Source organism: Megamonas sp. Calf98-2 (assembly GCF_900110235.1).
Taxonomy (GTDB): domain Bacteria; phylum Bacillota; class Negativicutes; order Selenomonadales; family Selenomonadaceae; genus Megamonas; species Megamonas funiformis.
The window spans coordinates 1-24,731 of sequence record NZ_FOCY01000026.1; the positions used below are offsets into that span (position 1 = coordinate 1).

Here is a 24,731-nt window from a genome sequence, read left to right on the forward strand (position 1 = left end):
ACATGATATAAAAATGGTAGAAGATTTGTTAAGACAATATAGATGTCAATATATTTTAGCAGACCAAGGATATCTAAGTAATGAATTAAAAAAGAAATTGGAAAAAGAAGGAATATGGTTTTGGACACCATCAAGAAAAAATATGAAAGAAAAGAAACAAGAAAATAGTAAATTTCTAAAAAAGAAGAGGAAATATATAGAGACAGTATTTTCTAAATTAGTAAATTTATTTGATATAGAAAGAATAAGAGTACAATCTATTTTAGGATTTCGATTAAGATTGGAACAATGTTTATTAGTTTATACAATAAAAAATGAACTAGCACAATGAGTATAATTAAATAAAAAGATAATCATCTATTTTTTACTTACTTATACTAAGTTCAAACATTTTAATATATAGAGCCAGAAAGTCAATGAAAACGCACTTCCAAGAGTTGTTAACATTACTGTTCCAGCAGTTAAGTTACCATCATGATTCATGCTTCGTGCCATGATATAGCAGCTTACAGTTGTAGCTGAACCCAACATAATCAATGCTGCGACCAATTTACTTTCTGTAAAGCCTAAATAAATAGCAAATGGCATAAATAACACTACAAATACAACTAATTTCATAACACTACAAACAATAATAGGCTTTATATTTTGACTAAATCCTTGAAATTTAAATGCTGCTCCCATAGCCATAAGCCCCATAGGTGTAGCCAAAACAGCAAGCAAAGATACAGTCTTATGTACAATCACTGGAGTTGGAATTTTCAAAAGTGACCAAATAACACCCACTACTATACCTAATATAATCGGATTAGTAATAATGCCTTTAATAGTTTTTTTCATCAAGGCAAAAGTTAAACTACTTTGACCAGGTTTTAATAAAGCCAATACGACAACCGCCATCACATTATACAAAGGCACAGTACCTATTATCATCAAAGAAGCCATACCATAATCACCATAAATATTTTGTACAAAAGCCATACCGATTATAGCAGCACTACTGCGATATGCAGCCTGCACAAATTCGCCTTGAGAAACATTTTTTCTAAAAGGTATAGAAATAAAAAAAGAAATCAATATACTAAGCAAAGTTGCCCCAAAACAGTATAAAACATATGTAGTATCCCAAGCTTCATAAAAATTAGCTGAGCCAATATCTTCAAATAATAATGCTGGCAAAGCTACTACAAATACAAATTTATTCATTTTTGTAATAAAAGCTTCATCAAATAATCCTATTTTGCGAAAAATCATACCCAATACCATCATTAAAAAGACTGGTATAGTCGCATTCAAGCTAAAAATCAAATTATCCATAAAAATCCTTTCTCATCAAAATTAATAAGTATTTTTTATTATAGCACAAAATTTTATTCACTAATAATATTTATAAAACTTATTTTCCTATTCAATAATTATAGTTGATACATATATAAAAAAAGAGTAAAATCTAATAAGTGAATTTTTTAACTTAAGAGGTGTTCTCGTGATTAATACATTAGATAAAATAGAACAAAAGATTTTAAATAATGAGCGTCTAACAAAAGAAGATGGGTTGGCTCTTTTTGCTTCCAATGACCTTGCTCGCATAGGTTATCTTGCAGATTTAGTACGTAAACGTATCAGCGGAGATTACGTTTATTACAATGTAAATTGTCATTTAAATTTAACTAATATTTGCACAGCTCTTTGTGATTTCTGTGCTTTCGGTTGTGAAGCTACAGACAAAAAAGCGTATGCTATGACTATGGAGCAAATTTATAATAAAGTAGCTAATGCTTGCAAAGATCCAAATATGAAAAATCTTCATATTGTAAGTGGATTACATCCTGATTGGCCTTTTTCTTATTATGTAGATATCATTAAAATGCTCAAAAAAGAATTTCCTCAACTTCATTTAAAAGGTTTTACTGGCGTGGAAATCACTCATTTTGCTAAGATTTCTGGAAAATCCATTCGTGAAGTATTACAAGAATTAAAAGATGCAGGCATTGAAGCTATGCCAGGTGGTGGAGCTGAAATTTTAAATGACCGAATTCGTCAGAAACTCTGCCCTAATAAAGCTACAGCTCAAGAATGGTTAGAAGTTTCTCGCACTGCTCATCAGCTTGGTATCAAGACAAACGCTTCCATGCTCTATGGTCATATTGAAACTATTGAAGAACGTGTCGACCATTTAATCACACTTCGCAATCTTCAAGATGAAACAGGTGGCATTCAGACATTTATTTGCTTCCCATTCCACCCTGCCAATACAAAATTAGGTAAAACTGTTCATCGCACTAATGTTTGGGACGATTTAAAAACTATGGCTATCTGTAGATTAATGCTTGATAACATTCATAATATTAAAGCATATTGGGTAATGCTCACTTTACCTATCGCTCAATTAGCTTTAGGCTTTGGTGCAAATGATGTGGACGGTACTATCAGCGAAGAAAAAATCATGCACGATGCCGGCGCAAATTCACCAAAAGCACTCACTCGTGATAATCTAATCAATTTAATCAAACAAACAGGCAGAATACCTGCTGAATGTGATTGCAATTTCAATATAATCAGAACATATTAAGCTAATTATTTTGTAAAGGATTTTTATTTATGAATATCAATCAACAAGCTATAACAAAAGCTCAAAATGGAGAGCGTTTATCTTTTGACGAAGCACTATATCTATACAAACACGCTGATATTTTAGACTTAGCTACATGGGCAAGAAAAGCCAAAGAACGTCATAGCCAAAAAGAAGTCTATTATAATATCAACCGCCATATAAATTTATCTAACATTTGCACTGCTAATTGCCCTCTATGTGCTTTCTCTTGCGAAGATGGCGATAAACGAGGTTTTGTCTTAACTAAAGAAGATGTTGAAGCTAAAATCAAAGACACTATCGCTCATGTCAAAGGATTAACAGAAATACACATTGTAAGCTCTCTCCATCCTACTAACGATTTTAATTACTATATAGAAATCATTAAATCCATAAAAAAACTTTTGCCTAATGTGCATATTCAAGCTTTTACACCTGTGGAAATAGTTCATTTTGCCAAGATTTCTCAAAAAAGTATTTACGAAGTCTTAACTATTTTACAACAAGCAGGTCTTGATTCCCTTCCAGGTGGTGGAGCAGAAATTTTAGATGATGAAATCCGTGCTAAAATCTGCCCAAACAAAGCCAATACACAAGAATGGATTGAAACCATAAAAACAGCTCATAAACTCGGTATGAAAACTAATGCTTCTGAACTTTATGGTCATATTGAAACTATAGAACAAAGACTACAGCATTTATTCACACTTAGAGAAATTCAAGATGAAACACATGGTTTTCAAGCATTTATTTCATTCCCATTTCATCCGCAAAATACTCAATTAGACAATATAAAACCTATTACATCTTATGAAAGCTTGCGTTTTATCGCTATTTCTAGACTCGTATTGGATAACATTCCTCATATCAAAGCCTTTTGGATGATGCTCACCTTGCCTATCGCTCAATTAGCCCTTGCTTTTGGTGCTGATGATTTAGATGGTACAGTTGAAGAAGAACAAATCATTCATGCTGCTGGTGCTAAAACAGGTCAAAAAATGACTACTGCACAATTGCAAAAAATCATCACCGAAACAGGCTATACACCTGTTCAACGTGATTCTTTATATCGAAAAATAAAATAAATTAGAGGTATGATTAATGAACAGACTTTCTGATAAAGAAGCTATTGACCTTTTAAAACATGGTGATATTTTAGAATTAGGTCAACAAGCGAATAAAATTCGCCAAGAAAAACACCCTGGCAATACTGTTACTTTCATTGTAGACCGCAATATTAACTACACTAATGTTTGCCTTAATGAATGTCGTTTCTGTGCTTTTTTCCGTCGCGAAAATCACAAAGACGCTTATTTATTGCCCATAGAAACTATTTTACAAAAAGTAAAAGAAACTCAGGAAGCTGGTGGTACGCAAATCATGTTACAAGGAGGTCTGCACCCTTCTTTATCTTTTGAATATTACTTAAATATGATTAATACCATCAAAACAGCCTTTCCTGATATTGTAATCCATTCTTTTTCTCCTGCGGAAATACTTCATTTCTCCAAGATAGCCAATAAGTCTATCAAAGAAACTCTACAAGATTTACGTTCTGCTGGTCTTGCTTCACTTCCAGGTGGTGGAGCTGAAATCTTAGTTGACCGTGTACGTAAAATTGTAAGCCCCAAAAAAATCATGACAGATGATTGGCTAAAAGTAATGGAAACTGCCCATTCTATCGGCATGGAGAGTACAGCTACCATGGTTTTAGGACTCGGCGAAACTATTGAAGAACGCATTGAACATATGCGACGTGTTCGCGACCTTCAAGATAAAACAAGTGGTTTCAGAGCTTTCATCATGTGGACTTTCCAACCTGGAAATACTCAATTAGGTGGCAACAAATTATCCTCATGGGAATATCTAAAAGCTCTAGCCGTATCTAGACTCTATTTTGATAATATCTCTCATATTCAAGGCTCTTGGGTTACACAAGGTCAACAAATTGGACAAATAACATTAGCTTTTGGTGCTGACGATTTAGGTAGTATCATGCTTGAAGAAAATGTCGTTCGTGCAGCTGGTACTGCTTATCAAATGTCCATCGATAAAATGGTAACTACAATTGAAAAAGCTGATTTTAAAGCAGCTCAACGTGATACAGAATATAATATTATTCGTCGATTTTAATAAAATTTAATTAAGGAGATTTTTTATGAATACACAAAACATTCCTCAAGCCGATTTTGCAATTATCGGTGGTTCTGGTACATTATCCAGCAATTTTCCATTAGGTGCTAAATGTGATGATGTAAAAATCATTCAAGACCGCATGATTTTTGATACACCTTATGGCAAAACTACTGAGCTTCGCTTATTTGAAGTAGCAGGTACACGCGTTTTAACTTGCAAAATGCATGGTTGGAGAAGTGGTGTCAATCGTGCTGATGCTTCCCGCCAATTATTCTGGACTTTCCGCGAAGCTGGTGTAAAACGCATTTTCTCTGAAGGTGGCGTAGGTACTATCAATAAATTATTAGATACTAGAGATTTTCTCATTCCTGATGATTATCTTGATATGTCTGTTCGCAAAGATGTCGGACTTGAAGGCAAATATTTACTTGTTATGCGTGATGCACTTTGTCCTCAAATGCGTGAAGAATTAATCAAAAATACACGTAAACATTTCAGCGGTAGAATTTTTACACGTGGAACTTATGCTAACACAGACGGTCGTCATTTCGAAAGCCCTGCGGAAATCGCTATGTTAAATGGTCATGCAGATATTGTAGGTCAATCCATCTGCCCTGAAGTATATCTCGCTCGTGAAATCGGAGCTTGTTATGCTGGTCTTTATTATGTAGTAAATTATGGCGAAGGTATCAAACCATGGTCTCATCAAGTATTAGAAGATATCTTCTATGATGATGCACCTATGATCAGCAAAATTCTTTTAGATACAATCCGTTCTTTAGCCCAGCAAGATAGAAATTGCGAATGCTTATCTTTACGCAAAGAAACTTTATTAAAAGGCATTTATGATGATTAAAATATAAAAATAAGACGTATACATTTATTTGTATACGTCTTTTATATTGTTTTTACTATTTACTTTTATTAATACATTCTAAAAGTCTGTTTATTATTATCCCAATCTACTTTTACATAACAATCATTGATTTTTTTACCTTCTGCCATAGATTTTCCTTCAGGAACTTCTAAATGAAAACAATTGATGATGAGTTTTCCATTTACAATTTTATTGTTCATATTATAATACTTATCTGGATTTATACCAAAACTCTTTAGATTATCCATGGAAATAAATACAGTCCATTCGCCATCTTTTTTGCCTATTAGCCAATAGCCTTCTAATTTTGCATGAGCTCCTGCTGTACATATTACTTCATAGAAAAGTTTATCGGAATTTGCCAATTTTATCTCTTTAATACTTAAATCTGGTACATCCCTATTTGTATAAAAGTTCATTAAAACTTGATTTTTATCATCTAGCATAACCGAACAATTATTATCTACATTTTTAAAAGATATTTTACTGCTAGGGAAATATGCTACTTCCTTATCGCCTAATATAAATTTATCATTTTGAGTATATTCTAAATTAACAATATCCTCTACTGGTTGTTTAACATCTTCTTTAACTGCATTATTTTTATCTTCACTTGCAGTATTTTCTTTATTTTGCTCTACCGTTACATTTTGCTCAACTTGTTTTGTATCTTTATGAGCAAAATAACTATATGCACCAAAGGGAACCAATCCTAATAATAAAATTACAGCGATAAAAATACCTATATACTTATATTTTGTATAATTCTTTTCAGTATCTACATTTTGACTGATATTATCTCTCGTTGTTTTTTCACTTTGCTTCATTTGCTCATTATTATCTTGGCTATTTTGCTTAATTTGATTTCCACATTTAGAACAAAATTTTTCATTATCATTTATCTGATTACCACAATTAGGACAAAAAATAATAATCATCTCCCTTTGTTACACTTACTAAAATAAAGTATAACAAAATAAACAGGAACATATAGGAAGGTTGCTTTTCTAATAATAAAAATCATCTTATTTTTACTTTATTTTTTACTAACTTGCATAGCTTCTATCTATATTATATAATAAATTTGTAACCAAGATTATATATTAATATAAATACGTATTCTCAAGGGGCGCTTTTCTTAGCGTCTTTTTTAGTTTACTAAATGCAAAGGAGATTTTATGAACGCTCGTGAAGTTGCTTTAAATATTTTAAATGAAGTATATACTCAACAAGCTTATGCTAATATATCCCTATCACGCCATTTGCAAAAAAATCAATTATCCGACCAAGACCGCCGTTTCATCACTGAATTAGTTTATGGTACAGTAAAAGCAGGCGATACTCTACTTTGGATTTTAAAAAAATTTGTAAATAGACCTTTAAATAAAATCGAACCAACAATCATTAATATATTGCGATTAGGTATTTATCAAATTGTATTCATGGACAAAATTCCTGAATCAGCAGCTTGCAATGAAGCTGTAAATCTTGCTAAAAAATATTCTAATCAAGGTTCTGCAAAATTTGTAAATGGTGTTTTGCGTAATTTAATCCGCCAACCAGAAAAATACGCTATGCCTACAGGCAATAAAGCTAGTGAATTAGCTATTAGAGAACAACACCCTCTTTGGCTAGTAAAAAAATTCATTCATACTTTTGGTAGTGAAGCTGCTATCAAGCTTTGTCAATTCAATAACACTAATGCTCCACTTGTATTGCGTACCAATACATTGAAAACAACACGACAAGAATTAATCACAGAGCTTATAAATACAGGTTGCGAAGTAATTCCTTCTAAATTAGCACCAGAAGGAATTATTTGTAAAACGCATACTTCTTTAAATCAATTAGCACCATTACAAAACGGTTTTGCCCAAGTGCAGGATGAAAGTTCTATGCTTGTGGCTCATGTAGTTGATCCTAAACCTAATGAATTTATCATTGATACATGTAGTGCCCCTGGTGGTAAAACTACACATATGGCTACTTTGATGCAAAATAAAGGAAAAATCATAGCTTGTGATATCTACGAACATAAATTAAAACTAATTCAAGATAATGCCAATAGATTAGGTATCAACATCATTGAGCCTAAATTATTAGATGCCCGTGAAATAGGCAATCAATATAAAAACCAAGCAGATAAAGTATTAGTTGATGCACCATGTTCTGGAATGGGCGTACTTCGCCGTAAACCTGATTCTCGTTGGAACAAAACAGCGGAAATCTTTGAAGAATTACCACCTCTTCAATTAGCTATCTTAGAGTCAGCTGCTCTTGCTGTAAAACCTCAAGGCGTTTTAGTCTATAGTACTTGTACAATCATGCCACAAGAAAATATAGAAATCATCAATCAATTTTTAGCTAAACATCCAGAATTCGTTTTAGAAGATATCCGCAAATATTTACCATTTAAAACAAAAAGTAAAGAAAAAACATTACAATTAATGCCATATAAAGATAATACAGATGGCTTCTTTATCGCTCGTATGTACAAAAAAGTATAAAAATCTTAAATTATTATTTATATTTATTTTAGAAGGGAATTTATAATGACCAATATTTTTGGCTTAAATTTAACTGAACTTACTTCACTAATCACAGATTTAAACCTACCAAAATTTAGAGCAAAACAAATTATTGAGTGGCTCTATCAAAAACATGCTACATCTTTTGATGAAATGACCAATCTTTCCAAAGATTTACGTGAAAAATTAGCACAAGAATTTACTATTGAACGTGCTAAATCTTGTGATAGATTAGATTCTAGTGATGGCAAAACAACTAAATTTTTATTAGAATTTGGCGATGGTATCGGTGTAGAAACAGTTTTAATGCGTCAACCTTATGGCAATAGTATCTGTGTTTCCTCTCAAGCAGGTTGCAATATGGGTTGTAGCTTCTGTGCTTCTACGCTTCACGGCATGGCTAGAAACTTATCCACAGGCGAAATTTTAGCTCAAGCAATGTTTATTCAAGAATTATTAAATCAAACAGGCGAGCAAATCAATAATATAGTAATCATGGGTTCTGGTGAGCCTATGCTCAACTATGATAATGTATTAAACTTCATTCGTTTAGTACATGAGCCTTATTGCTTAAATTTAGGTTATCGCAATATCACAATTTCCACATCTGGTATCGTGCCTGGAATAAATAAATTAGCTCAAGAAAATCTACCTATTACCTTATCAATTTCCTTACACGCGCCGAATAATGAATTACGGACAGAGCTAATGCCTATTAATAAACGCTATCCTATCGAAGAAGTCATTAAAGCTGCTGTAAATTATGCTAATACTACTAAAAGACGCATAACTTATGAATATATTTTAATTGATAAATACAATGATAACATGACTGAAGCAGTAGAATTATGTAAACTCTTAAAAAATCAATTAGCTAATGTGAACTTAATCCCTATCAATCCAGTCAAAGAACGTAATTACAATCGTCCTTCTTTAGCTAGAATAAAAGCTTTCGCTAAGTATTTAAATGACCATCATCTCACAGCTACCATTCGTCAAGAAATGGGTACAGATATTCAAGCAGCATGTGGTCAATTGCGTAATAAACATTTAGCAAAATAAAAACTCTAGGAGTTGAATTTTTATGTTTTTTTCACGTATGGAAAATTTTCTTGAAAAAAATATTGAAGGTTTTTTTAATCGTAAATTCTCAAGTAATCTACAAATGGTAGAAATAGAAAAAATTATTGACCGTATTTTAATCCGTCAGAAAAAACGCGTAAATCGTGCTATTTTTGTTCCTGATAAATTTACAATTACTATGAGTGATGAAGATTTTAACCAATTAAATAATATAGAAACACAAAATCATTTAAAATTATTTCTTTATAAATCTGTCATTCAAAAAGATTATTTTATGGAAACACTACCAACTATCCATATTCTAAAATCTCCTAAATTTAAATTAGGCGTTTGTGAAATAACAGCTAAATTTAATAGCGATAAAACTTCTGATACAGACAATGATAATGTAAATGATTTAGAACAAGGTACGATTATTGTTCCTAACCTTGATATAAAAGAAATAACTAATCCTTCACATAAACAACAAGCTTTAAATTTTGCTTCTTTAACTATTATTGAAGGACCAGATAAAGACTCTTATTTAGCTTTTGGTTGTAATCAAATTCATCTTGGCAGACGTGATAAAAATGAATTTCTTTTAACAGATGTAAATGTATCTAGACTTCATGCCTATATTACCTTTGAACATGGTAGACACATTCTTCGTGATGCTAATAGTTTAAATGGCACATCTGTTAATGATAGACCTATAACTAATTTCTGTTTATGCCCTGGAGATATTATTCAAATAGGAAATACTCGTATTGTTTATGACCTTATTTGATAGATTATTTAAATAAAAAAAGAAGTGGTATTTATATGTACCACTTCTTTTTTATTTTATCAATATTAATGTTTTTGATTAAATGCATCAAATCCTGGATATACAGCAGATTGTTTTAAATCTTCTTCAATTCTCAATAATTGATTGTATTTTGCTACGCGTTCACTTCTACTAGGTGCTCCAGTTTTAATCTGACAAGTATTTAAAGCCACTGCTAAATCAGCTATAGTAGTATCTTCTGTTTCACCAGAACGATGAGAAGTAACAGCAGTATAACCAGCTTTATGAGCCATTTTAATAGCTTCTAAAGTTTCAGAAATAGAGCCAATTTGATTTAACTTAATCAAAATAGAATTTCCTGCGCCTTCTTTTATACCACGAGATAATCTTTCTGTATTAGTTACAAATAAATCATCACCTACAAGCTGAACTTTATCGCCAATAGCATCAGTTAATTTCTTCCAACCTTCCCAATCTTCTTCATCAAGACCATCTTCTAAAGAAACAATTGGATATTTTTCCACTAACATTTTCCAATGAGCGATTAATTCATCAGTAGTAAATTTTTTACCAGATTTAGGTAAGATATACTCTCCTATTTTATTACCTTTCCATTCACTAGCAGCTGCATCAATAGCAATCATAAAATCTTTACCAGGCTCATATCCTGCTATTTTTACTGCTTCTAAAATTACTTCAATAGTCTCCTCATCACTAGAAAGATTTGGAGCAAATCCACCTTCATCACCAACAGATGTTGCTAAGTTTCTATCCTTCAATAATTTTTGTAAAGCATGGAAAACTTCACTACACCAACGAAGTGCTTCTCTAAAGCTTGGAGCACCTGCTGGCATAATCATGAACTCTTGAATATCTACTGTATTAGTTGCATGTGCACCACCATTTAAGATATTCATCATTGGCACAGGTAATCTATTACCATTAATGCCACCAAAATAGCGATAAAGTGGAATACCTAAAGATTTACTAGCAGCTTGTGCATTAGCTATTGATACCGCTAAAATAGCATTTGCACCTAAATTAGATTTATCTTTTGTACCATCAGCTTCTATCATAGCATTATCTACAGCATAAATATCAGAAGCATCTTTTCCTACTAAAGCATTATGAATGATAGTATTAATATTTTCTACAGCATTTAAAACACCTTTTCCATTATAACGTGTTTTATCTCCATCACGAAGCTCTAAAGCCTCAAATACGCCTGTAGAGGCACCACTAGGAGCACAACCTCTACCAAGTGTTCCATCTGCTAAAATTACTTCAGCTTCTACAGTTGGATTTCCTCTAGAATCAATAATTTCTCTACCAATTACTTTTTCGATTTTTAATTTATTAAATATCATTTAAATATCTCCTTTGATAATATTTTAAGCAAATGATTTTTATTCTCAATTCATTTATATATTATCATAATTAAGATAGATTATCAATATTTATTGTAAATAAAAATAACTTAATAATTAATAAAAAAATAACCTTAGAGCATTTTTGCCCTAAGGTTATTTTAATCATTAACACATGTGTTTAAATCTACTAAATCCGATTAGATAGTATGAACACGGATTGTGCTTGTGTTACCTTCACCGAATTTCATACCAGAAGTGATGATTGTTTTATCACCCTGTTTTACAATGCCCTGACGAACAGATGCAGCAGTAGCTGTTGCGATCATTTCATCAACATCGTCCCAAGCTTTACCTTCTACTGGAACAACGCCCCAACGAAGATTTAAGTGACGAGCTACACGATCATTTGGAGTATAAGCGATGATTGTAGCTTTTGGACGATATTTGGATACAACTTTAGAAGTGTAACCGCTTTCAGTTGGAGTGATGATAGCTTGTGCACTAAGTTCATAAGCCATCTGTACTGTAGCATGAGCGATAACGTCAGTTGTAGTAACATTGTGATGAGTGAAACCTTTGGATACGAAGATTTCTTTGTATTCAAGAGCTTGTTCTACACGTTTAGCAATAACGTTCATTGTAGAAACAGCTTCTAATGGATAATCACCATTAGCGGATTCACCAGAAAGCATGATAGCGTCTGCACCATCAAAGATAGCGTTAGCAACGTCAGAAGCTTCTGCACGAGTTGGACGTGGGTTAGAAGTCATAGTTTCAAGCATCTGAGTAGCTACGATAACTGGTTTGCCAAGTTTGTTACATTTTTTGATGATATCTTTCTGAATAAGTGGAACTTCTTCAGCTGGCATTTCAACACCAAGGTCACCACGAGCAACCATGATAGCGTCGGAAGCAGCGATGATAGCATCAATATTTTTAACAGCTTCAACACATTCGATTTTGGAAATAATTTCCATGTGTCCGCCATGTTCTTTAATAAGAGCACGGATAGCTTCAACGTCTTCAGCACGTTGGATGAAGGAAGCTGCTACGAAATCCATATCATGTTCAATACCGAAAATGATATCGTTTCTATCTTGTTCAGAAATAGCAGGAAGACCGAGGGATACACCAGGAGCTGCAGCACGTTTACGAGTGCTCATAGGACCATCATTTAAAATTGTGCAAACGATGTCTTTACCTACGATTTCGTCAACATGAAGACCTACAAGACCATCAGAAAGTAATAAAATATTACCTGGTTTAACTTCTGTGTAAAGTTTTTTGTGATTGATGGAAACATGAGTTTCGTCACCTGGAATGTCATCATTAGTTAAAGTGAATTTATTACCTTTTTTAAGGTATACTTTACCTTCAGCAAAATCGCCAAGACGCATTTCAGGTCCTTTTGTATCAAGCATTAAAGATACAGTTTTACCCATTTTTTTGGAAACTTCTTTAACTTTATTAATACGTTCTTCATGTTCTGCATAGTCACCATGAGAGAAGTTGAAACGAGCAACGTTCATGCCGTTTTCAATAACGTTTTCTAAAAGTTCAGTACCATTGTCATAGTTAGGACCCATTGTGCAAACGATTTTTGTTTTCTTTAACATTTTTAAAATCCCCACCTAAATAATAATAATAAATAAATTTTATTTGCTCATTGCTTCTTCAATAGCTACTGCTACTGCTACGCTAGCGCCTACCATAGGGTTGTTACCCATACCGATAAGACCCATCATTTCTACGTGAGCAGGAACAGAAGAAGAACCTGCAAACTGAGCATCAGAGTGCATACGACCCATAGTATCAGTCATACCATAGGAAGCAGGACCTGCTGCCATGTTATCTGGATGCAATGTTCTACCAGTACCGCCACCGGAAGCAACGGAGAAATATTTTTTACCCTTTTCGATACATTCTTTTTTGTAGCAACCAGCTACTGGATGTTGGAAACGGGTAGGATTAGTAGAGTTACCAGTGATAGAGATGTCAACATCTTCTTTGTGCATAATTGCAACGCCTTCTTGAACGCTATCTGCACCATAGCATTTGATAGCAGCACGAGGGCCGTTAGAATATGCAGTTTCATTAACTACACTAACTTCACCTGTAGCATAATCAAACTGAGTCTGAACATAAGTGAAGCCGTTGATACGAGAGATGATCTGAGCAGCATCTTTACCAAGACCATTTAAAATAACTTTTAATGGTTCTTTTCTTACTTTGTTTGCTTTTTCAGCAATTTTAATAGCACCTTCTGCAGCAGCAAAAGATTCATGACCAGCAAGGAAAGCAAAGCATTTTGCATCTTCACTTAAAAGCATGGATGCAAGATTACCATGACCTAAACCAACTTTTCTGTTTTCAGCAACAGAACCTGGAATACAGAAAGCCTGTAAACCTTCACCAATAATTTTAGCAGCTTCTACAGCTTTTGTAGTACCTTTTTTAATAGCCATAGCTGCACCTACTGTGTAAGCCCAGCAAGCATTTTCAAAGCAGATTGGCTGTGTATCTTTAACGATTTTAGCTACATCTATGCCTTTATCATCACAGATTTTTTTAGCTTCTTCTAAAGAAGAGATGCCATAGCTGTCTAAAGCTTTGTTAATTTTGTCAATACGACGTTCGTAACTTTCAAACAATGCCATTTATTTTCATTCCTTCCTATTTTCTTGTATTATTCTTTACGAGGATCTACGTATCTTGCAGCATCAGCAAAACGTCCATAAGTACCTTTTGCTTTTTCTAAAGCTTCCTGTGCAGGAATACCTTTTTTAGTGATCATTTCCATCATTTTGCCGAGGTGAACGAATTCATAACCAATGATACGATCTTCTGCATCAAGAGCAATTCTTGTTACATAACCTTCAGCAAGTTCAAGATAACGAGGACCTTTTTCAAGTGTACCATACATAGTACCAACTTGGCTTCTTAAACCTTTACCAAGGTCTTCGAGGCCAGCACCGATAGGAAGACCACCTTCGGAGAATGCAGTCTGAGTTCTACCGTATACAATCTGGAGGAATAATTCTCTCATAGCAGTATTAATAGCATCACAAACGAGGTCTGTGTTTAATGCTTCAAGAATAGTTTTACCAGGAAGAATTTCAGAAGCCATAGCTGCGGAATGAGTCATACCAGAGCAACCAATAGTTTCTACTAAAGCTTCTTGGATAACGCCTTCTTTAACATTAAGAGTTAGTTTACATGCACCCTGTTGAGGAGCACACCAGCCAACACCATGAGTTAAACCGCTGATATCTTTAATTTCTTTAGCCTGTACCCATTTGCCTTCTTCAGGAATTGGAGCTGGGCCATGTTTTTCAATGCCTTTTGCCACACATGTCATATTAGACACTTCTTGTGAATAGATCATCTTTGTTTCCTCTCCTTAATATATACATTTTATACACGATATACATTATATCATTATATGATATCATTATTCAAGTTTATGAAACTAAAACTTAAAATAACAATAGTTTTTCTTATTTCAATAATATAATCTTATATTAAAACTTAATTTGCCAATAAGATAATATTAATCGATTAAAGCTTTTCCAGTCATTTCTGCTGGAACTTCAAGACCTGCTAATTTCAATAAAGTTGGAGCAATATCACATAAAGCACCATCTTTAACTTCTTTTACTTTATCAGAAACTACGATAAATGGTACAGGATTTGTAGTATGTGCTGTAAATGCTTCTTTAGTTTCTTCATCTAACATTTTTTCAGCATTACCATGGTCAGCTGTAATACATACAGTACCGCCAACTTGTTTTATTGCATCTACAAAGCGACCAACACAAGTATCTACAGTTTCTACAGCTTTTACAGCTGCTTCCATAACACCTGTATGACCAACCATATCACCATTAGCATAGTTTAAAATGATGAAATCATATTTTTTAGATAAAATAGCTTCTACAACTTTATCAGTAACTTCAATAGCACTCATTTCAGGTTGTAAATCATAAGTAGCAACTTTTGGAGAAGGTACTAAGATACGATCTTCACCTTCATAAGGCTGCTCAATACCGCCATTAAAGAAGAAAGTTACATGTGCATATTTTTCAGTTTCTGCAATACGAAGTTGAGTATAACCGAGTTTGCTTACATATTCACCTAAAGTATTTGTTAAAGACTCAGGTTTATAAGCAATTTCTACGTTCATACCTTTTTCATATTGAGTCATTGTTGCAAATGGAATTTTCAAATCTTCATTGCGAACAAAGCCATCAAAAGTAGTATCCACAAAAGCATGAGTAAGTTCACGTGCTCTATCAGGACGGAAGTTAAAGAAAATAGCTCCATCATTGCTTGCCATACCTGCATAGTTGCCAACAACAACAGGAACAACAAATTCATCAGTAGTATCTTCTTCATAAGAATTTTTAATTGCAAGTTCGCTAGAAGCTTGTTTTACACCTTCGCCTAAAGCGATAGCATTATAAGCTTTCTGAACACGATCCCAACGTTTATCACGGTCCATAGCATAATAACGACCAGAAATTGTAGCTATTTTACCAACGCCAATTTCTTTTAATTTAGCTTCAAGCTCAGCTAAATAATCAGCAGCACTAGATGGTGGTACATCACGTCCATCAAGGAAAGCATGAACGAAAACGTTTTCAACGCCTTCTTGTTTTGCAAGCTGTAAGAGTGCATAAAGATGACTATTATGGCTATGAACTCCACCATCGGATAATAATCCCATTAAATGAAGCGCACCATTTTTTTTCTTAACAGCATTGATAACATCCAAAAATACAGGATTTTTGAAGAATGCACCTTCACGTATAGCTTTTGTAATACGTGTTAATTCTTGATAAACGATACGACCAGCACCAATATTTGTATGACCAACTTCGGAATTTCCCATTTGTCCATCAGGAAGACCTACTGCTTCACCAGAGCAAGCAAGTTGAGCATGAGGATATTTTGCTGTTAAACCATCAATAACAGGTGTTTTACCTACATTAACAGCATTAGTTGTGCTTTGAGCATCGCCAACTCCCCAACCATCCATAATAATTAAAGCAATAGGAGCGTTAAGTTTTGACATTATTACACTACCTCAATCTATTAATTTTAAAATAGCATAGCACACACCAGTTAAAATCATTTTATAATTTACTATGATGTGTGCTTCCTACATTACAGGCAATCCCCATGTGCCACACGGTTCATCAATAATAAAAATTATTTAAAGTTAACAATAGCACTGAAATCAGCAGCTTTTAAAGAAGCGCCACCAACTAAAGCACCATCAACGTTTGGTTTTTGCATTAAACCATCAATAGTAGCAGGTTTTACACTTCCGCCATATTGAATACGAACAGCATCGCTAGTAGCTTCATCAAACATAGCTTTAACAGTTTCACGAATGCAAGCGCAAACTTCTTCAGCTTGTTCAAATGTAGCAGTTTTACCAGTACCGATAGCCCAGATTGGTTCATAAGCAATAACAAGGCTAGCAACTTGCTGAGCAGTTAAACCTTCAAGTGCAGCTTTGATCTGACCACTAACGAAATCATTAGTTGTACCAGCTTCACGAGTTTCTAAAGTTTCACCACAGCAAATGATAGGAGTAATACCAGCAGCTAATGCAGCTTTTGCACGTTTATTTACATATTCATCAGTTTCACCAAACATTTCACGACGTTCAGAGTGACCGATTACAACATATTCAACGCCAAGTTCTGTGAGCATTTCAGCGGAAATTTCGCCAGTGAAAGCACCGCTTTTTTCCCAATGAACGTTCTGAGCACCAACATGAATGTTAGTACCTTTTACAGCTTCACAAACAGCAGCAAGAGCAGTAAATGTTGGGCATACAACGATATCTACAGCATTGTTATCTTTTACAAGTGGAGCTAATTCTTTTACAAGAGCAGTACCAGCAGCTACTGTATTGTTCATTTTCCAGTTACCAGCAATAATAGGTTTACGCATTATCAAATCAACCTCTTTATAATTTATTTTTATTATTTGTCAGCAATAGCTGCAATACCTGGCATTGGTTTACCTTCGAGGAATTCTAATGTAGCACCGCCACCAGTGGAAATGTGAGTGATTTTGTCGGAAAGACCAGTTTTCTTAAGAGCAGCAATGGAGTCACCGCCACCAACAATGCTGATACCAGTAGATTCAGCAACTGCATGAGCGATATCTTCAGTACCATGAGCGAATGCATCAAATTCGAATACACCCATAGGTCCATTCCATACGATTGTTTTTGCATTTTCTAAAGCTTCTTGGCATTCTTTGCTGAATTTATTGTCAAGAATCATCCAGTCAGCTGGAACTTCATCAACGGATACAGTTTTATGATTTGCATCTGCTGCAAATTTATCTGCAACAACAACTTCAGCAGGAAGGAATACTTTTACGCCTTTTTCTTCAGCTTTTGCAAGTAATTCTTTAGCAAGTGGTAATTTTTCTTCTTCGAATAAAGAAGAACCAATACCTTTACCTTGAGCAGCGAGGAATGTATTTGCCATACCGCCACCGATTACAACTGCATCAGCTTTTTCTAATAAGTTGGAAATAACACCGATTTTGTCAGAAACTTTTGCACCACCAATGATAGCAACGAAAGGACGTTCTGGATTGGATAATGCTTTACCAATGAACTGAATTTCTTTTTCAATTAAGAAACCGCCAACAACTTCTACATACTGAGCGATACCAGCATTAGAAGCATGTGCTCTGTGAGATACACCAAATGCATCATCAACAGCAACATCTGCTAAAGAAGCAAGTTGTTTTGCAAATTCAGGATCATTTTTAGTTTCTTCATTGTGATAACGGAGGTTTTCAAGAAGTAATACTTCACCTGGTTTTAAATCAGCAGCAGCTTTACTTGCAGCTTCGCCAACACAATCTTCAGCATATTTAACTTCTTTACCTAAGAGTTCAGAAAGTCTAGCAACGATAGGTTTAACAGATAATTCAGGAACTCTCTGTCCTTTTGGACGACCAACATGGCAAGCAAGAATAATTGCTGCATTGTTTTCTAAAAGATAATTTAAAGTAGGTAATGTAGCACGAATACGTTTGTCATTAGTGATGTTTTGATTTTCGTCCATTGGTACGTTAAAGTCTACACGAATAAAGACTTTTTTACCGTTTACATCAATGTCTCTAATAGATTTCTTATTCATTAAATAAAACCCTCCGTAAATTCAAAATAGGACCGGCCTTTTTAAGACCGGTCCATAAAAGGCTGCACAAATCAAATTACTTAAGTTCAGCGAAGTATTTAATTGTACGAACCATCTGGCTAGTGTAGCTGTTTTCGTTATCATACCAAGAAACAACTTGTACTTGAGTATTGCCATCTTCCATAGGAGCAACCATAGTCTGAGTTGCATCGAAGAGGGAACCAAATCTCATACCGATAACATCGCTGGATACGAGTTGTTCTTCAGTGTAACCGAAAGATTCAGTTGCAGCAGCTTTCATAGCAGCATTGATTTCATCAACAGTTACATGACCTTTTACAACTGCTACTAAAATAGTAGTAGATCCTGTAGGGGTAGGAACGCGCTGTGCGGAGCCGATTAATTTACCGTTTAATTCAGGAATAACAAGACCGATAGCTTTTGCAGCACCAGTGGAGTTAGGAACGATATTAACAGCTGCAGCACGGGAACGACGTAAGTCACCTTTACGCTGAGGACCATCAAGAGTCATCTGGTCACCAGTGTAAGCATGAACTGTAGTCATGATACCGCTCTGGATAGGAGCAAGTTTATTAAGAGCGTTAGCCATTGGAGCTAAGCAGTTAGTTGTACAAGAAGCAGCGGAAATAACTGTATCGCTAGCTTTTAAAGTTTCATGGTTTACATTGAAAACGATTGTAGGAAGATCGTTACCAGCAGGAGCGGAGATAACAACTTTTTTAGCACCAGCTTTGATATGAGCTTCTGCTTTAGCTTTGGAAGCAAAGAAACCTGTGCATTCTAAAACTACATCTACATCAAGTTCGCCCCAAGGTAATTCTTCAGGATTTGGTTTAGCATAGATAGTGATTTCTTTACCATTTACAGTAATGGAGTTTTCACCAGCTTCAACGCTGTCAGCATATTCATATCTACCCTGAGTAGAATCGTATTTAAGAAGGTGAGCAAGCATTTTTGGGCTTGTTAAGTCGTTGATTGCAACAACTTCATAACCTTCTGCATCGAACATTTGTCTGAAAGCGAGACGACCAATACGGCCGAAACCATTAATAGCAACTTTAACTGCCATTTTAAAAATACCCCCTAAAAAGTAAAAAAAAATTTTTCCAGTTTGCTGGAATAATATTTAACTAAAATATGTAAATACATACTCTAGCTTATAACAACTTAATTAGACCACTAGACGTATAATCATAAATTATCGTTCAAATATATGTCTAAGTTTTTCACTAGGATTATAATACAATAAATTATATCAAATTGTCAATCTAAATCAGCAGTTTTTCCGTTATAAATTTATTATCCTATTAATAAAAATAATTTATCTAACAAAATTTTTACAAAATTTTTATAAAAATATATTTTCTTGTAAAGAAAAAAGAATTTTTCTCCAAGATGTATTTTTTATCTTCTATAGAGAAAAATTCTTTTTCAAAGTGTAAACCGTATATTAATAAACCGTATATTAATTAAAATATATTACATTTTTATAAATGAATTATAAACCAAATTTTTCAGCAGTTTTTACTACAATAGCACATTCACAACGTTTTTTCTGTAATTCACAACCAAGTTCATATGGTTCATGGATATTGCCATGGAATAAGTCAGCATTAGCATGACAACCACCACTACAGAAGAATTTAGCCCAACAATCACGACATTTTTCTTTGCTTAATACATGAGTTTTTCTAAATTCTTTTGGAAGCTCTTTATTTTTTACGCCTTCAAATACATTTCCAAGCATGTAATTTTCTCTGCCTGCAAACTGATGGCAAGGATACAGATTACCATCTGCAGCTACAGCATAATATTCATGACCAGCTCCACAACCACTCAAGCGTTTAGCTACGCAAGGACCATGTTCTAAATCGATATTAAAGTGGAAGAAGAAGAAACCTTTACCTTCTTTTTTACGTTTTAAATAAATTTCTGTTAATTTATCATATTCAGCAAAGATTTTTGGTAAATCTTCTTTTGTAAATCCATATGGAGAATCTTTTAATACAACTGGCTCTACAGATAAAATATCAAAACCTTCATCAGCCATGCTGAGTACATCTTTAGAAAAGTCCATATTGCGATTAGTGAATGTACCACGTAAATAATAATTATTGCCATCACGGGAATCAACTAATTTTTTAAAGTTTTTAACAACTTTATCATATGTGCCATGTCCACCAACATCAGGACGCATATAATCATGAACTTCTTTTCTACCATCAAGGCTTAATACCATGCTGATATTGTTGTCATTGAGCCATTTAATATTTTCATCATTTAATAAAACACCATTTGTAGTAAGTGTTAATTTAAATACTTTTCCTGTTTCTTTTTCTTTTTGACGTACATATTCTGTTACATATTTTACAACAGGCATATTAACAAGTGGTTCGCCACCGAAAAAGTCAATTTCGCAATGTTTACGTTTACCGCTATGTGCAATGATATAATCAACAGCAGCTTTACCAACTTCTTTTGTCATCAAACGACGGTCATGACCCATATCACCTGTACCAGCAAAACAATATTTACAACGTAAATTGCAATCTTCTGCTACAAGAAGGCACATAGATTTTACAAGACCTGTTTCGCCAAAATATGGAGGTACATCAATATCAGGAGCAAATAATTCTCCACGTTCCATTAATTCATGTAATTCTTCTAAAATTTCACGAAGGTCTTTTTCATCATATTTATCAGCCAAATTTTTAATTACTTCTTCATCATTTGTGCCATCAAAATAATCCATTACATCATAAACAGTTTTATCAATTAAATGTACAGTAGAGCTATTTACATCTAATAATATGTACATTCCATTTTGATAAAACTTGTGTATTTTATTACTCATAGCCATTATTTAAAATTCACACCTCTAAAAATAAATATAATTTATAATTAAACTCAATATATAAATTTATAATCGAGTTATTTATTACCACAAATTTTAAACTTTTTAAAATCACTAAGAAAGGGACTGTCAATACAGCCCCCTACTTGAGAAATATTAGTGTTTTTCGCAAACCTGATTGCCAACTGTGCAAGAAGTTTTGCAAGCAGACTGACAAGAAGCTTGGCATTCGCCACAACCGCCAGTTTTAATAGTAGCCTGAAGGTAAGGTTTGTTAACAGTTTTAATATGTTTCATACTTATCTCTCCTTTGCAATTTAATATATAATATTGTATATGTTTTTAATCAAATAAGCAAGTCTAGCAAAATATATAAAAAAACTACCTGAAAATCATCGTCTTCAAGTAGTTTTTTCATTTTCTATTATTTTTCTGGTATCAAAATAATTTGTACTGGTAAATTTGATGCTCCTGGTGGTGTATATAAAAAGCTTAATTTATCACTATTATTATATGTTCCTAAATAAGCATAGTAATTAATATCTTTTTCATGACCAAAGAATGGCAAATCATCTGGTGTAGAAATCATTTTATATTCACCATTTTCACCAACTTTTACCGCCATAGCACCAGCATAAACTCCACCTAAAGGCTTAAGATAAAAACTTGTCTTTCCTTTGCCTTCAAGCTTAGGCTCAAAATTATATACTATGCCATAATTACCAAAATTTTGTGTAACAGAATTGTCGGTATTATCTTTACCATATTTATAAAGGTCTGTTTTATTATCACCTATATAAAAATACGCTTTTCCCATTTCTTCTGGATTATAAGCTCTTCTATTTGTTAAATAGCGTTCTTTTCCCTCATACGTGCCTCTTAAACGATGCTGGTCTTTTTCCAAAATAGGCGCATAATTTACGTATCTTAATAAATTTCTATCAGTAGGTGCAATTACTACGCTCACCTTTAATGGCTCTTGCGCATAAAAATCAAAAAGACCATATACTAAACCACCACTTGGTACAATACGTTCATCATCTTCTACACGCAAAAAAGTTTTACTATATGGAGCAAGTTCTATTTCTCTAGTTTCTTGACTATTAAAATATCTTTGCATAGTTACTTTTCCTACATAAAGATAATCTTCACTAGGACCTGCTACAGCTTCTTTTATTACTTTAACCACATTAGATTTATCAGACATATTCTGAATAACTACAGCTATTTTTTTATCTTTCTTCATTCCATTCAAGTGATAATACAATAATCGTGTATCACCTTTCACTGTATCTTGATATAAAATCCCATCTTGCTCCACAGTTTCAGGAGAATCAGAAAATAAAAGAGTAGTATCATCATCTTTTGTTTCCATAAATAATAATTTATCGGCTTCATATTTTTCTACATCTTTATCTTTGTTTGCTAAAACTATTGTGTTTTTTAAATCTTTTTCATTATTATCTTGAGCTTGAGCTAATGTAAAATTACATATCGTTGCCAATGATAATACAAATGAAAAAATCTTATTTTTTTTCATAAACAAAAAATACCCCTATCCTTTATTAATGCTGATTAATTCCTAATCTATATAAAATTTTTGTCTTTAATATACGCCATTGAAAACCTATATAGCCAAAACGATAATTTGACACATTTGTTCGTTGTAATAAATATTTATCAGTCTTAAAAGTATTATATCCAGCATCACCTGTTACTGCTGCTAAATAATTATTATCCTTTAAACACTGAATACTTTCCTTTGTATAAACTCCATTAGGATAAGAGAAGAAATATATTGTTTTTAATCCATTCCATTCCATCAATAATTTAGATAATTTAATTTCATTATCCAAATTTTCTACTTCAGTCAATGGTAAATGATTTGCTGTATGACTGCCAATTTCAATATTATTATCCTGCATTTCTTTCAACTGTTGCCAACTAACATAATTTTCTTTACCAATATAATTAGTTGCCATAAACATAGTAGCTTTCATGCCCATTGCATTAATCATAGGCATCATATTAGTATAATTATCCTCATAGCCATCATCAAAAGTTATAATAATAGGATTTTCTGGCAATTCTTCACCATATTTTTCAGCACGAATAAAATCCATCATTGAAACTGTATGGTAATTATTTTCCTTAAAATAATCCAATTGTTCTTGAAATTGTTCCCTAGATAAAGAATAATCATCTGTATCTACAGTGTCATCATTGACACGATGATATTCAAAAATCATAACTCCCTTTGGTGGATAAATATATACTGAAGCAATCACTCCACCCATAAATATTATAAATAAAAGTATTATACTCAACGCTATTTTTTTTAAATTCATTCTTTTATACTATTGTCCTTCCTGATTTGCATTGCTAAAGCATCAATCTTACGCATGCGATGATTAATCGCAGAACGACTACAATTTAACAATTCCGCCAACTCGGTAAGCGAAGCCTCTGGATTATTTAAACGTAAATTAGCCGTTTGTTTTAATACTTTCGGTAACTCATCATATTCGTCATATTTTATCAATAAATTTATATTCTCAATTTGTTTCATAGCAGCATTAATCGTTCTTTGCAAATTAGCAGTTTCACAATTAACTAAACGATTAACCTGATTTCTAATTTCTTTTAAATTACGTGCAGATTCAAAAGCTTGCAATAAACTTTCCTCTACACCAATTAAAGCTAATAATTCTAAAATAGCTTCACTTTCTTTTAAATATACAATATATACATTTTTTCTGTCTGTAAGCCCTACAGGCAAATATAATTCATGACACAAATCGCGTATCAATTTTGCAAAAGTATAATTATCTGTTACAAATTCTAAATGATATTCACCTTCTGGTTTATTGACAGAACCACCACCTAAAAAAGCTCCTCTTAGATAAGCTATCTTACAACAATCATTTTGTAAAATATTGCGGTCAGTACCTGCATCTAATAAATTTTTTGCAGTCAAAAACCCTAATTTCTTTAAAATGCTACTAGCTTCTGGCGATGGTGTAGCTCTAACAGCATAATTATTATGTTTTCGTAGACGACGAGAACGTCTAACTGTAACTTCTGTATGAATACCTTGTGGTACACTTGCTTTTAACAAAGTCAAAATTTTTCTGGCTACTGCCGCATTTTCAGTAACAAAATTTATACCAAAATCATGTTTGCTATTAAAAGAAATAGTGGCTCCCATACGTAGCAGTGCAGCTAATTCCGCTGTTTTGCAACATACTTGAGAGCCTAACACATGTACCAATTCATTTTTAACTTGACTTGCAAATGATGGCATCTAAAACCAACTTTCAAAATATAA

Annotated in this window: 23 protein-coding genes; 8 read left to right on the plus strand and 15 right to left on the minus strand. The window is 33.3% G+C overall.

Annotated features, from left to right (window positions below):
• Window positions 1-331, plus strand: a 331-nt coding sequence (locus BMX03_RS08430; RefSeq protein WP_143052081.1) for a transposase, incomplete at its 5' end; no start/stop codon positions are given.
• A 41-nt stretch (window positions 332-372) separates the two neighbouring features.
• Here BMX03_RS08430 and BMX03_RS08435 read toward each other — a convergent pair.
• The gene (locus BMX03_RS08435; RefSeq protein ID WP_022228151.1) at window positions 373-1,317 is read right to left on the minus strand and encodes an AEC family transporter; all 945 of its coding nucleotides are present in this window, start codon (window positions 1,315-1,317) and stop codon (window positions 373-375) included.
• 169 nt (window positions 1,318-1,486) lie between these two features.
• On the opposite strand from BMX03_RS08435, the gene mqnE (BMX03_RS08440) reads away from it, so the two are divergent.
• From mqnE (BMX03_RS08440) to BMX03_RS08455, 4 genes are read left to right on the plus strand one after another with little or no spacing between them, the layout of a single operon-like run.
• Window positions 1,487-2,572 carry an aminofutalosine synthase MqnE gene (mqnE, locus tag BMX03_RS08440; protein ID WP_022228150.1) on the plus strand — a complete coding sequence of 362 codons (1,086 nt, stop codon included), beginning with the start codon at window positions 1,487-1,489 and terminating at the stop codon, window positions 2,570-2,572.
• A gap of 29 nt (window positions 2,573-2,601) precedes the next feature.
• Window positions 2,602-3,678: an aminofutalosine synthase MqnE gene (gene mqnE / locus BMX03_RS08445; RefSeq protein WP_015563413.1), complete on the plus strand. Its 1,077-nt coding sequence runs from the start codon at window positions 2,602-2,604 to the stop codon at window positions 3,676-3,678.
• Window positions 3,679-3,694: 16 nt separating this feature from the next.
• Complete coding sequence (mqnC, locus tag BMX03_RS08450; RefSeq protein WP_091694842.1) at window positions 3,695-4,726, plus strand: cyclic dehypoxanthinyl futalosine synthase; 1,032 nt, start codon at window positions 3,695-3,697, stop codon at window positions 4,724-4,726.
• 25 nt (window positions 4,727-4,751) lie between these two features.
• On the plus strand, window positions 4,752-5,585 hold the full coding sequence (locus BMX03_RS08455; RefSeq protein ID WP_091694845.1) for a phosphorylase family protein: 834 nt from the start codon (window positions 4,752-4,754) through the stop codon (window positions 5,583-5,585).
• A 68-nt stretch (window positions 5,586-5,653) separates the two neighbouring features.
• Here BMX03_RS08455 and BMX03_RS08460 read toward each other — a convergent pair whose 3' ends face one another.
• The gene (locus BMX03_RS08460) at window positions 5,654-6,544 is read right to left on the minus strand and encodes a zinc ribbon domain-containing protein (RefSeq protein WP_091694848.1); all 891 of its coding nucleotides are present in this window, start codon (window positions 6,542-6,544) and stop codon (window positions 5,654-5,656) included.
• A gap of 240 nt (window positions 6,545-6,784) precedes the next feature.
• On the opposite strand from BMX03_RS08460, the gene rsmB reads away from it, so the two are divergent.
• Genes rsmB through BMX03_RS08475 form a run of 3 tightly spaced genes read left to right on the plus strand, consistent with a single transcriptional unit; the run spans window position 6,785 to window position 9,983 of the window.
• Window positions 6,785-8,113, plus strand: coding sequence for a 16S rRNA (cytosine(967)-C(5))-methyltransferase RsmB (gene rsmB, locus BMX03_RS08465; protein ID WP_091694850.1), 1,329 nt, complete (start codon window positions 6,785-6,787; stop codon window positions 8,111-8,113).
• Between the two features lie 45 nt (window positions 8,114-8,158).
• A complete protein-coding gene (gene rlmN, locus BMX03_RS08470; protein ID WP_091694853.1) occupies window positions 8,159-9,196 on the plus strand; it encodes a dual-specificity RNA methyltransferase RlmN in 1,038 nt (345 codons plus the stop codon).
• A 22-nt stretch (window positions 9,197-9,218) separates the two neighbouring features.
• The gene (locus BMX03_RS08475) at window positions 9,219-9,983 is read left to right on the plus strand and encodes an FhaA domain-containing protein (protein ID WP_091694856.1); all 765 of its coding nucleotides are present in this window, start codon (window positions 9,219-9,221) and stop codon (window positions 9,981-9,983) included.
• Window positions 9,984-10,048: 65 nt separating this feature from the next.
• On the opposite strand, the gene eno is transcribed toward BMX03_RS08475, so the two are convergent.
• From eno to whiA, 13 genes are all read right to left on the minus strand, one after another.
• Window positions 10,049-11,350, minus strand: a complete 1,302-nt coding sequence (gene eno, locus BMX03_RS08480; RefSeq protein WP_091694858.1) for a phosphopyruvate hydratase — start codon at window positions 11,348-11,350, stop codon at window positions 10,049-10,051.
• Window positions 11,351-11,550: 200 nt separating this feature from the next.
• Window positions 11,551-12,969, minus strand: a complete 1,419-nt coding sequence (gene pyk, locus BMX03_RS08485) for a pyruvate kinase (RefSeq protein ID WP_091694861.1) — start codon at window positions 12,967-12,969, stop codon at window positions 11,551-11,553.
• A gap of 39 nt (window positions 12,970-13,008) precedes the next feature.
• Window positions 13,009-14,010: a GGGtGRT protein gene (locus BMX03_RS08490; protein WP_008537945.1), complete on the minus strand. Its 1,002-nt coding sequence runs from the start codon at window positions 14,008-14,010 to the stop codon at window positions 13,009-13,011.
• Window positions 14,011-14,039: 29 nt separating this feature from the next.
• Window positions 14,040-14,738: an iron-sulfur cluster assembly scaffold protein gene (locus BMX03_RS08495; RefSeq protein WP_008537946.1), complete on the minus strand. Its 699-nt coding sequence runs from the start codon at window positions 14,736-14,738 to the stop codon at window positions 14,040-14,042.
• A 165-nt stretch (window positions 14,739-14,903) separates the two neighbouring features.
• Window positions 14,904-16,427 carry a 2,3-bisphosphoglycerate-independent phosphoglycerate mutase gene (gene gpmI / locus BMX03_RS08500; protein ID WP_091694863.1) on the minus strand — a complete coding sequence of 508 codons (1,524 nt, stop codon included), beginning with the start codon at window positions 16,425-16,427 and terminating at the stop codon, window positions 14,904-14,906.
• 137 nt (window positions 16,428-16,564) lie between these two features.
• On the minus strand, window positions 16,565-17,317 hold the full coding sequence (gene tpiA / locus BMX03_RS08505) for a triose-phosphate isomerase (RefSeq protein WP_008537948.1): 753 nt from the start codon (window positions 17,315-17,317) through the stop codon (window positions 16,565-16,567).
• Between the two features lie 32 nt (window positions 17,318-17,349).
• Window positions 17,350-18,528, minus strand: coding sequence for a phosphoglycerate kinase (gene pgk / locus BMX03_RS08510; RefSeq protein ID WP_008537949.1), 1,179 nt, complete (start codon window positions 18,526-18,528; stop codon window positions 17,350-17,352).
• Between the two features lie 76 nt (window positions 18,529-18,604).
• The gene (gene gap, locus BMX03_RS08515) at window positions 18,605-19,618 is read right to left on the minus strand and encodes a type I glyceraldehyde-3-phosphate dehydrogenase (RefSeq protein WP_008537950.1); all 1,014 of its coding nucleotides are present in this window, start codon (window positions 19,616-19,618) and stop codon (window positions 18,605-18,607) included.
• Between the two features lie 429 nt (window positions 19,619-20,047).
• Window positions 20,048-21,403 (minus strand): thioether cross-link-forming SCIFF peptide maturase, encoded by a 1,356-nt coding sequence (gene scfB, locus BMX03_RS08520; RefSeq protein WP_091694874.1) that lies wholly within the window; start codon window positions 21,401-21,403, stop codon window positions 20,048-20,050.
• 156 nt (window positions 21,404-21,559) lie between these two features.
• Window positions 21,560-21,700, minus strand: a complete 141-nt coding sequence (scfA, locus tag BMX03_RS08525) for a six-cysteine ranthipeptide SCIFF (protein WP_008537952.1) — start codon at window positions 21,698-21,700, stop codon at window positions 21,560-21,562.
• Between the two features lie 127 nt (window positions 21,701-21,827).
• Window positions 21,828-22,943 (minus strand): hypothetical protein, encoded by a 1,116-nt coding sequence (locus BMX03_RS08530; protein WP_091694865.1) that lies wholly within the window; start codon window positions 22,941-22,943, stop codon window positions 21,828-21,830.
• A 25-nt stretch (window positions 22,944-22,968) separates the two neighbouring features.
• Complete coding sequence (locus BMX03_RS08535; RefSeq protein WP_091694868.1) at window positions 22,969-23,751, minus strand: polysaccharide deacetylase family protein; 783 nt, start codon at window positions 23,749-23,751, stop codon at window positions 22,969-22,971.
• Entirely contained in the window at window positions 23,748-24,707 is a 960-nt protein-coding gene (whiA, locus tag BMX03_RS08540) for a DNA-binding protein WhiA (protein WP_022228139.1), read from the minus strand. Before whiA ends, BMX03_RS08535 begins: the two co-directional genes overlap by 4 nt.
• Between the last annotated feature and the right edge of the window lie 24 nt (window positions 24,708-24,731).

What these genes read in the sequence shown, in the direction of transcription:
- rsmB (WP_091694850.1), top strand. Translation starts at nt 6,785, where the DNA reads ATGAACGCTCGTGAAGTTGCTTTAAATATTTTAAATGAAGTATATACT.
- eno (WP_091694858.1), bottom strand. Translation starts at nt 11,350, where the DNA reads ATGATATTTAATAAATTAAAAATCGAAAAAGTAATTGGTAGAGAAATT.
- rlmN (WP_091694853.1), top strand. Translation starts at nt 8,159, where the DNA reads ATGACCAATATTTTTGGCTTAAATTTAACTGAACTTACTTCACTAATC.
- BMX03_RS08535 (WP_091694868.1), bottom strand. Translation starts at nt 23,751, where the DNA reads ATGAATTTAAAAAAAATAGCGTTGAGTATAATACTTTTATTTATAATA.
- pgk (WP_008537949.1), bottom strand. Translation starts at nt 18,528, where the DNA reads ATGAATAAGAAATCTATTAGAGACATTGATGTAAACGGTAAAAAAGTC.
- gap (WP_008537950.1), bottom strand. Translation starts at nt 19,618, where the DNA reads ATGGCAGTTAAAGTTGCTATTAATGGTTTCGGCCGTATTGGTCGTCTC.
- mqnC (WP_091694842.1), top strand. Translation starts at nt 3,695, where the DNA reads ATGAACAGACTTTCTGATAAAGAAGCTATTGACCTTTTAAAACATGGT.
- BMX03_RS08475 (WP_091694856.1), top strand. Translation starts at nt 9,219, where the DNA reads ATGTTTTTTTCACGTATGGAAAATTTTCTTGAAAAAAATATTGAAGGT.
- BMX03_RS08460 (WP_091694848.1), bottom strand. Translation starts at nt 6,544, where the DNA reads ATGATTATTATTTTTTGTCCTAATTGTGGTAATCAGATAAATGATAAT.
- BMX03_RS08530 (WP_091694865.1), bottom strand. Translation starts at nt 22,943, where the DNA reads ATGAAAAAAAATAAGATTTTTTCATTTGTATTATCATTGGCAACGATA.
- BMX03_RS08490 (WP_008537945.1), bottom strand. Translation starts at nt 14,010, where the DNA reads ATGGCATTGTTTGAAAGTTACGAACGTCGTATTGACAAAATTAACAAA.
- BMX03_RS08435 (WP_022228151.1), bottom strand. Translation starts at nt 1,317, where the DNA reads ATGGATAATTTGATTTTTAGCTTGAATGCGACTATACCAGTCTTTTTA.
- BMX03_RS08495 (WP_008537946.1), bottom strand. Translation starts at nt 14,738, where the DNA reads ATGATCTATTCACAAGAAGTGTCTAATATGACATGTGTGGCAAAAGGC.
- mqnE (WP_015563413.1), top strand. Translation starts at nt 2,602, where the DNA reads ATGAATATCAATCAACAAGCTATAACAAAAGCTCAAAATGGAGAGCGT.
- whiA (WP_022228139.1), bottom strand. Translation starts at nt 24,707, where the DNA reads ATGCCATCATTTGCAAGTCAAGTTAAAAATGAATTGGTACATGTGTTA.
- pyk (WP_091694861.1), bottom strand. Translation starts at nt 12,969, where the DNA reads ATGTTAAAGAAAACAAAAATCGTTTGCACAATGGGTCCTAACTATGAC.
- tpiA (WP_008537948.1), bottom strand. Translation starts at nt 17,317, where the DNA reads ATGCGTAAACCTATTATTGCTGGTAACTGGAAAATGAACAATACAGTA.
- scfA (WP_008537952.1), bottom strand. Translation starts at nt 21,700, where the DNA reads ATGAAACATATTAAAACTGTTAACAAACCTTACCTTCAGGCTACTATT.
- scfB (WP_091694874.1), bottom strand. Translation starts at nt 21,403, where the DNA reads ATGAGTAATAAAATACACAAGTTTTATCAAAATGGAATGTACATATTA.
- gpmI (WP_091694863.1), bottom strand. Translation starts at nt 16,427, where the DNA reads ATGTCAAAACTTAACGCTCCTATTGCTTTAATTATTATGGATGGTTGG.
- BMX03_RS08455 (WP_091694845.1), top strand. Translation starts at nt 4,752, where the DNA reads ATGAATACACAAAACATTCCTCAAGCCGATTTTGCAATTATCGGTGGT.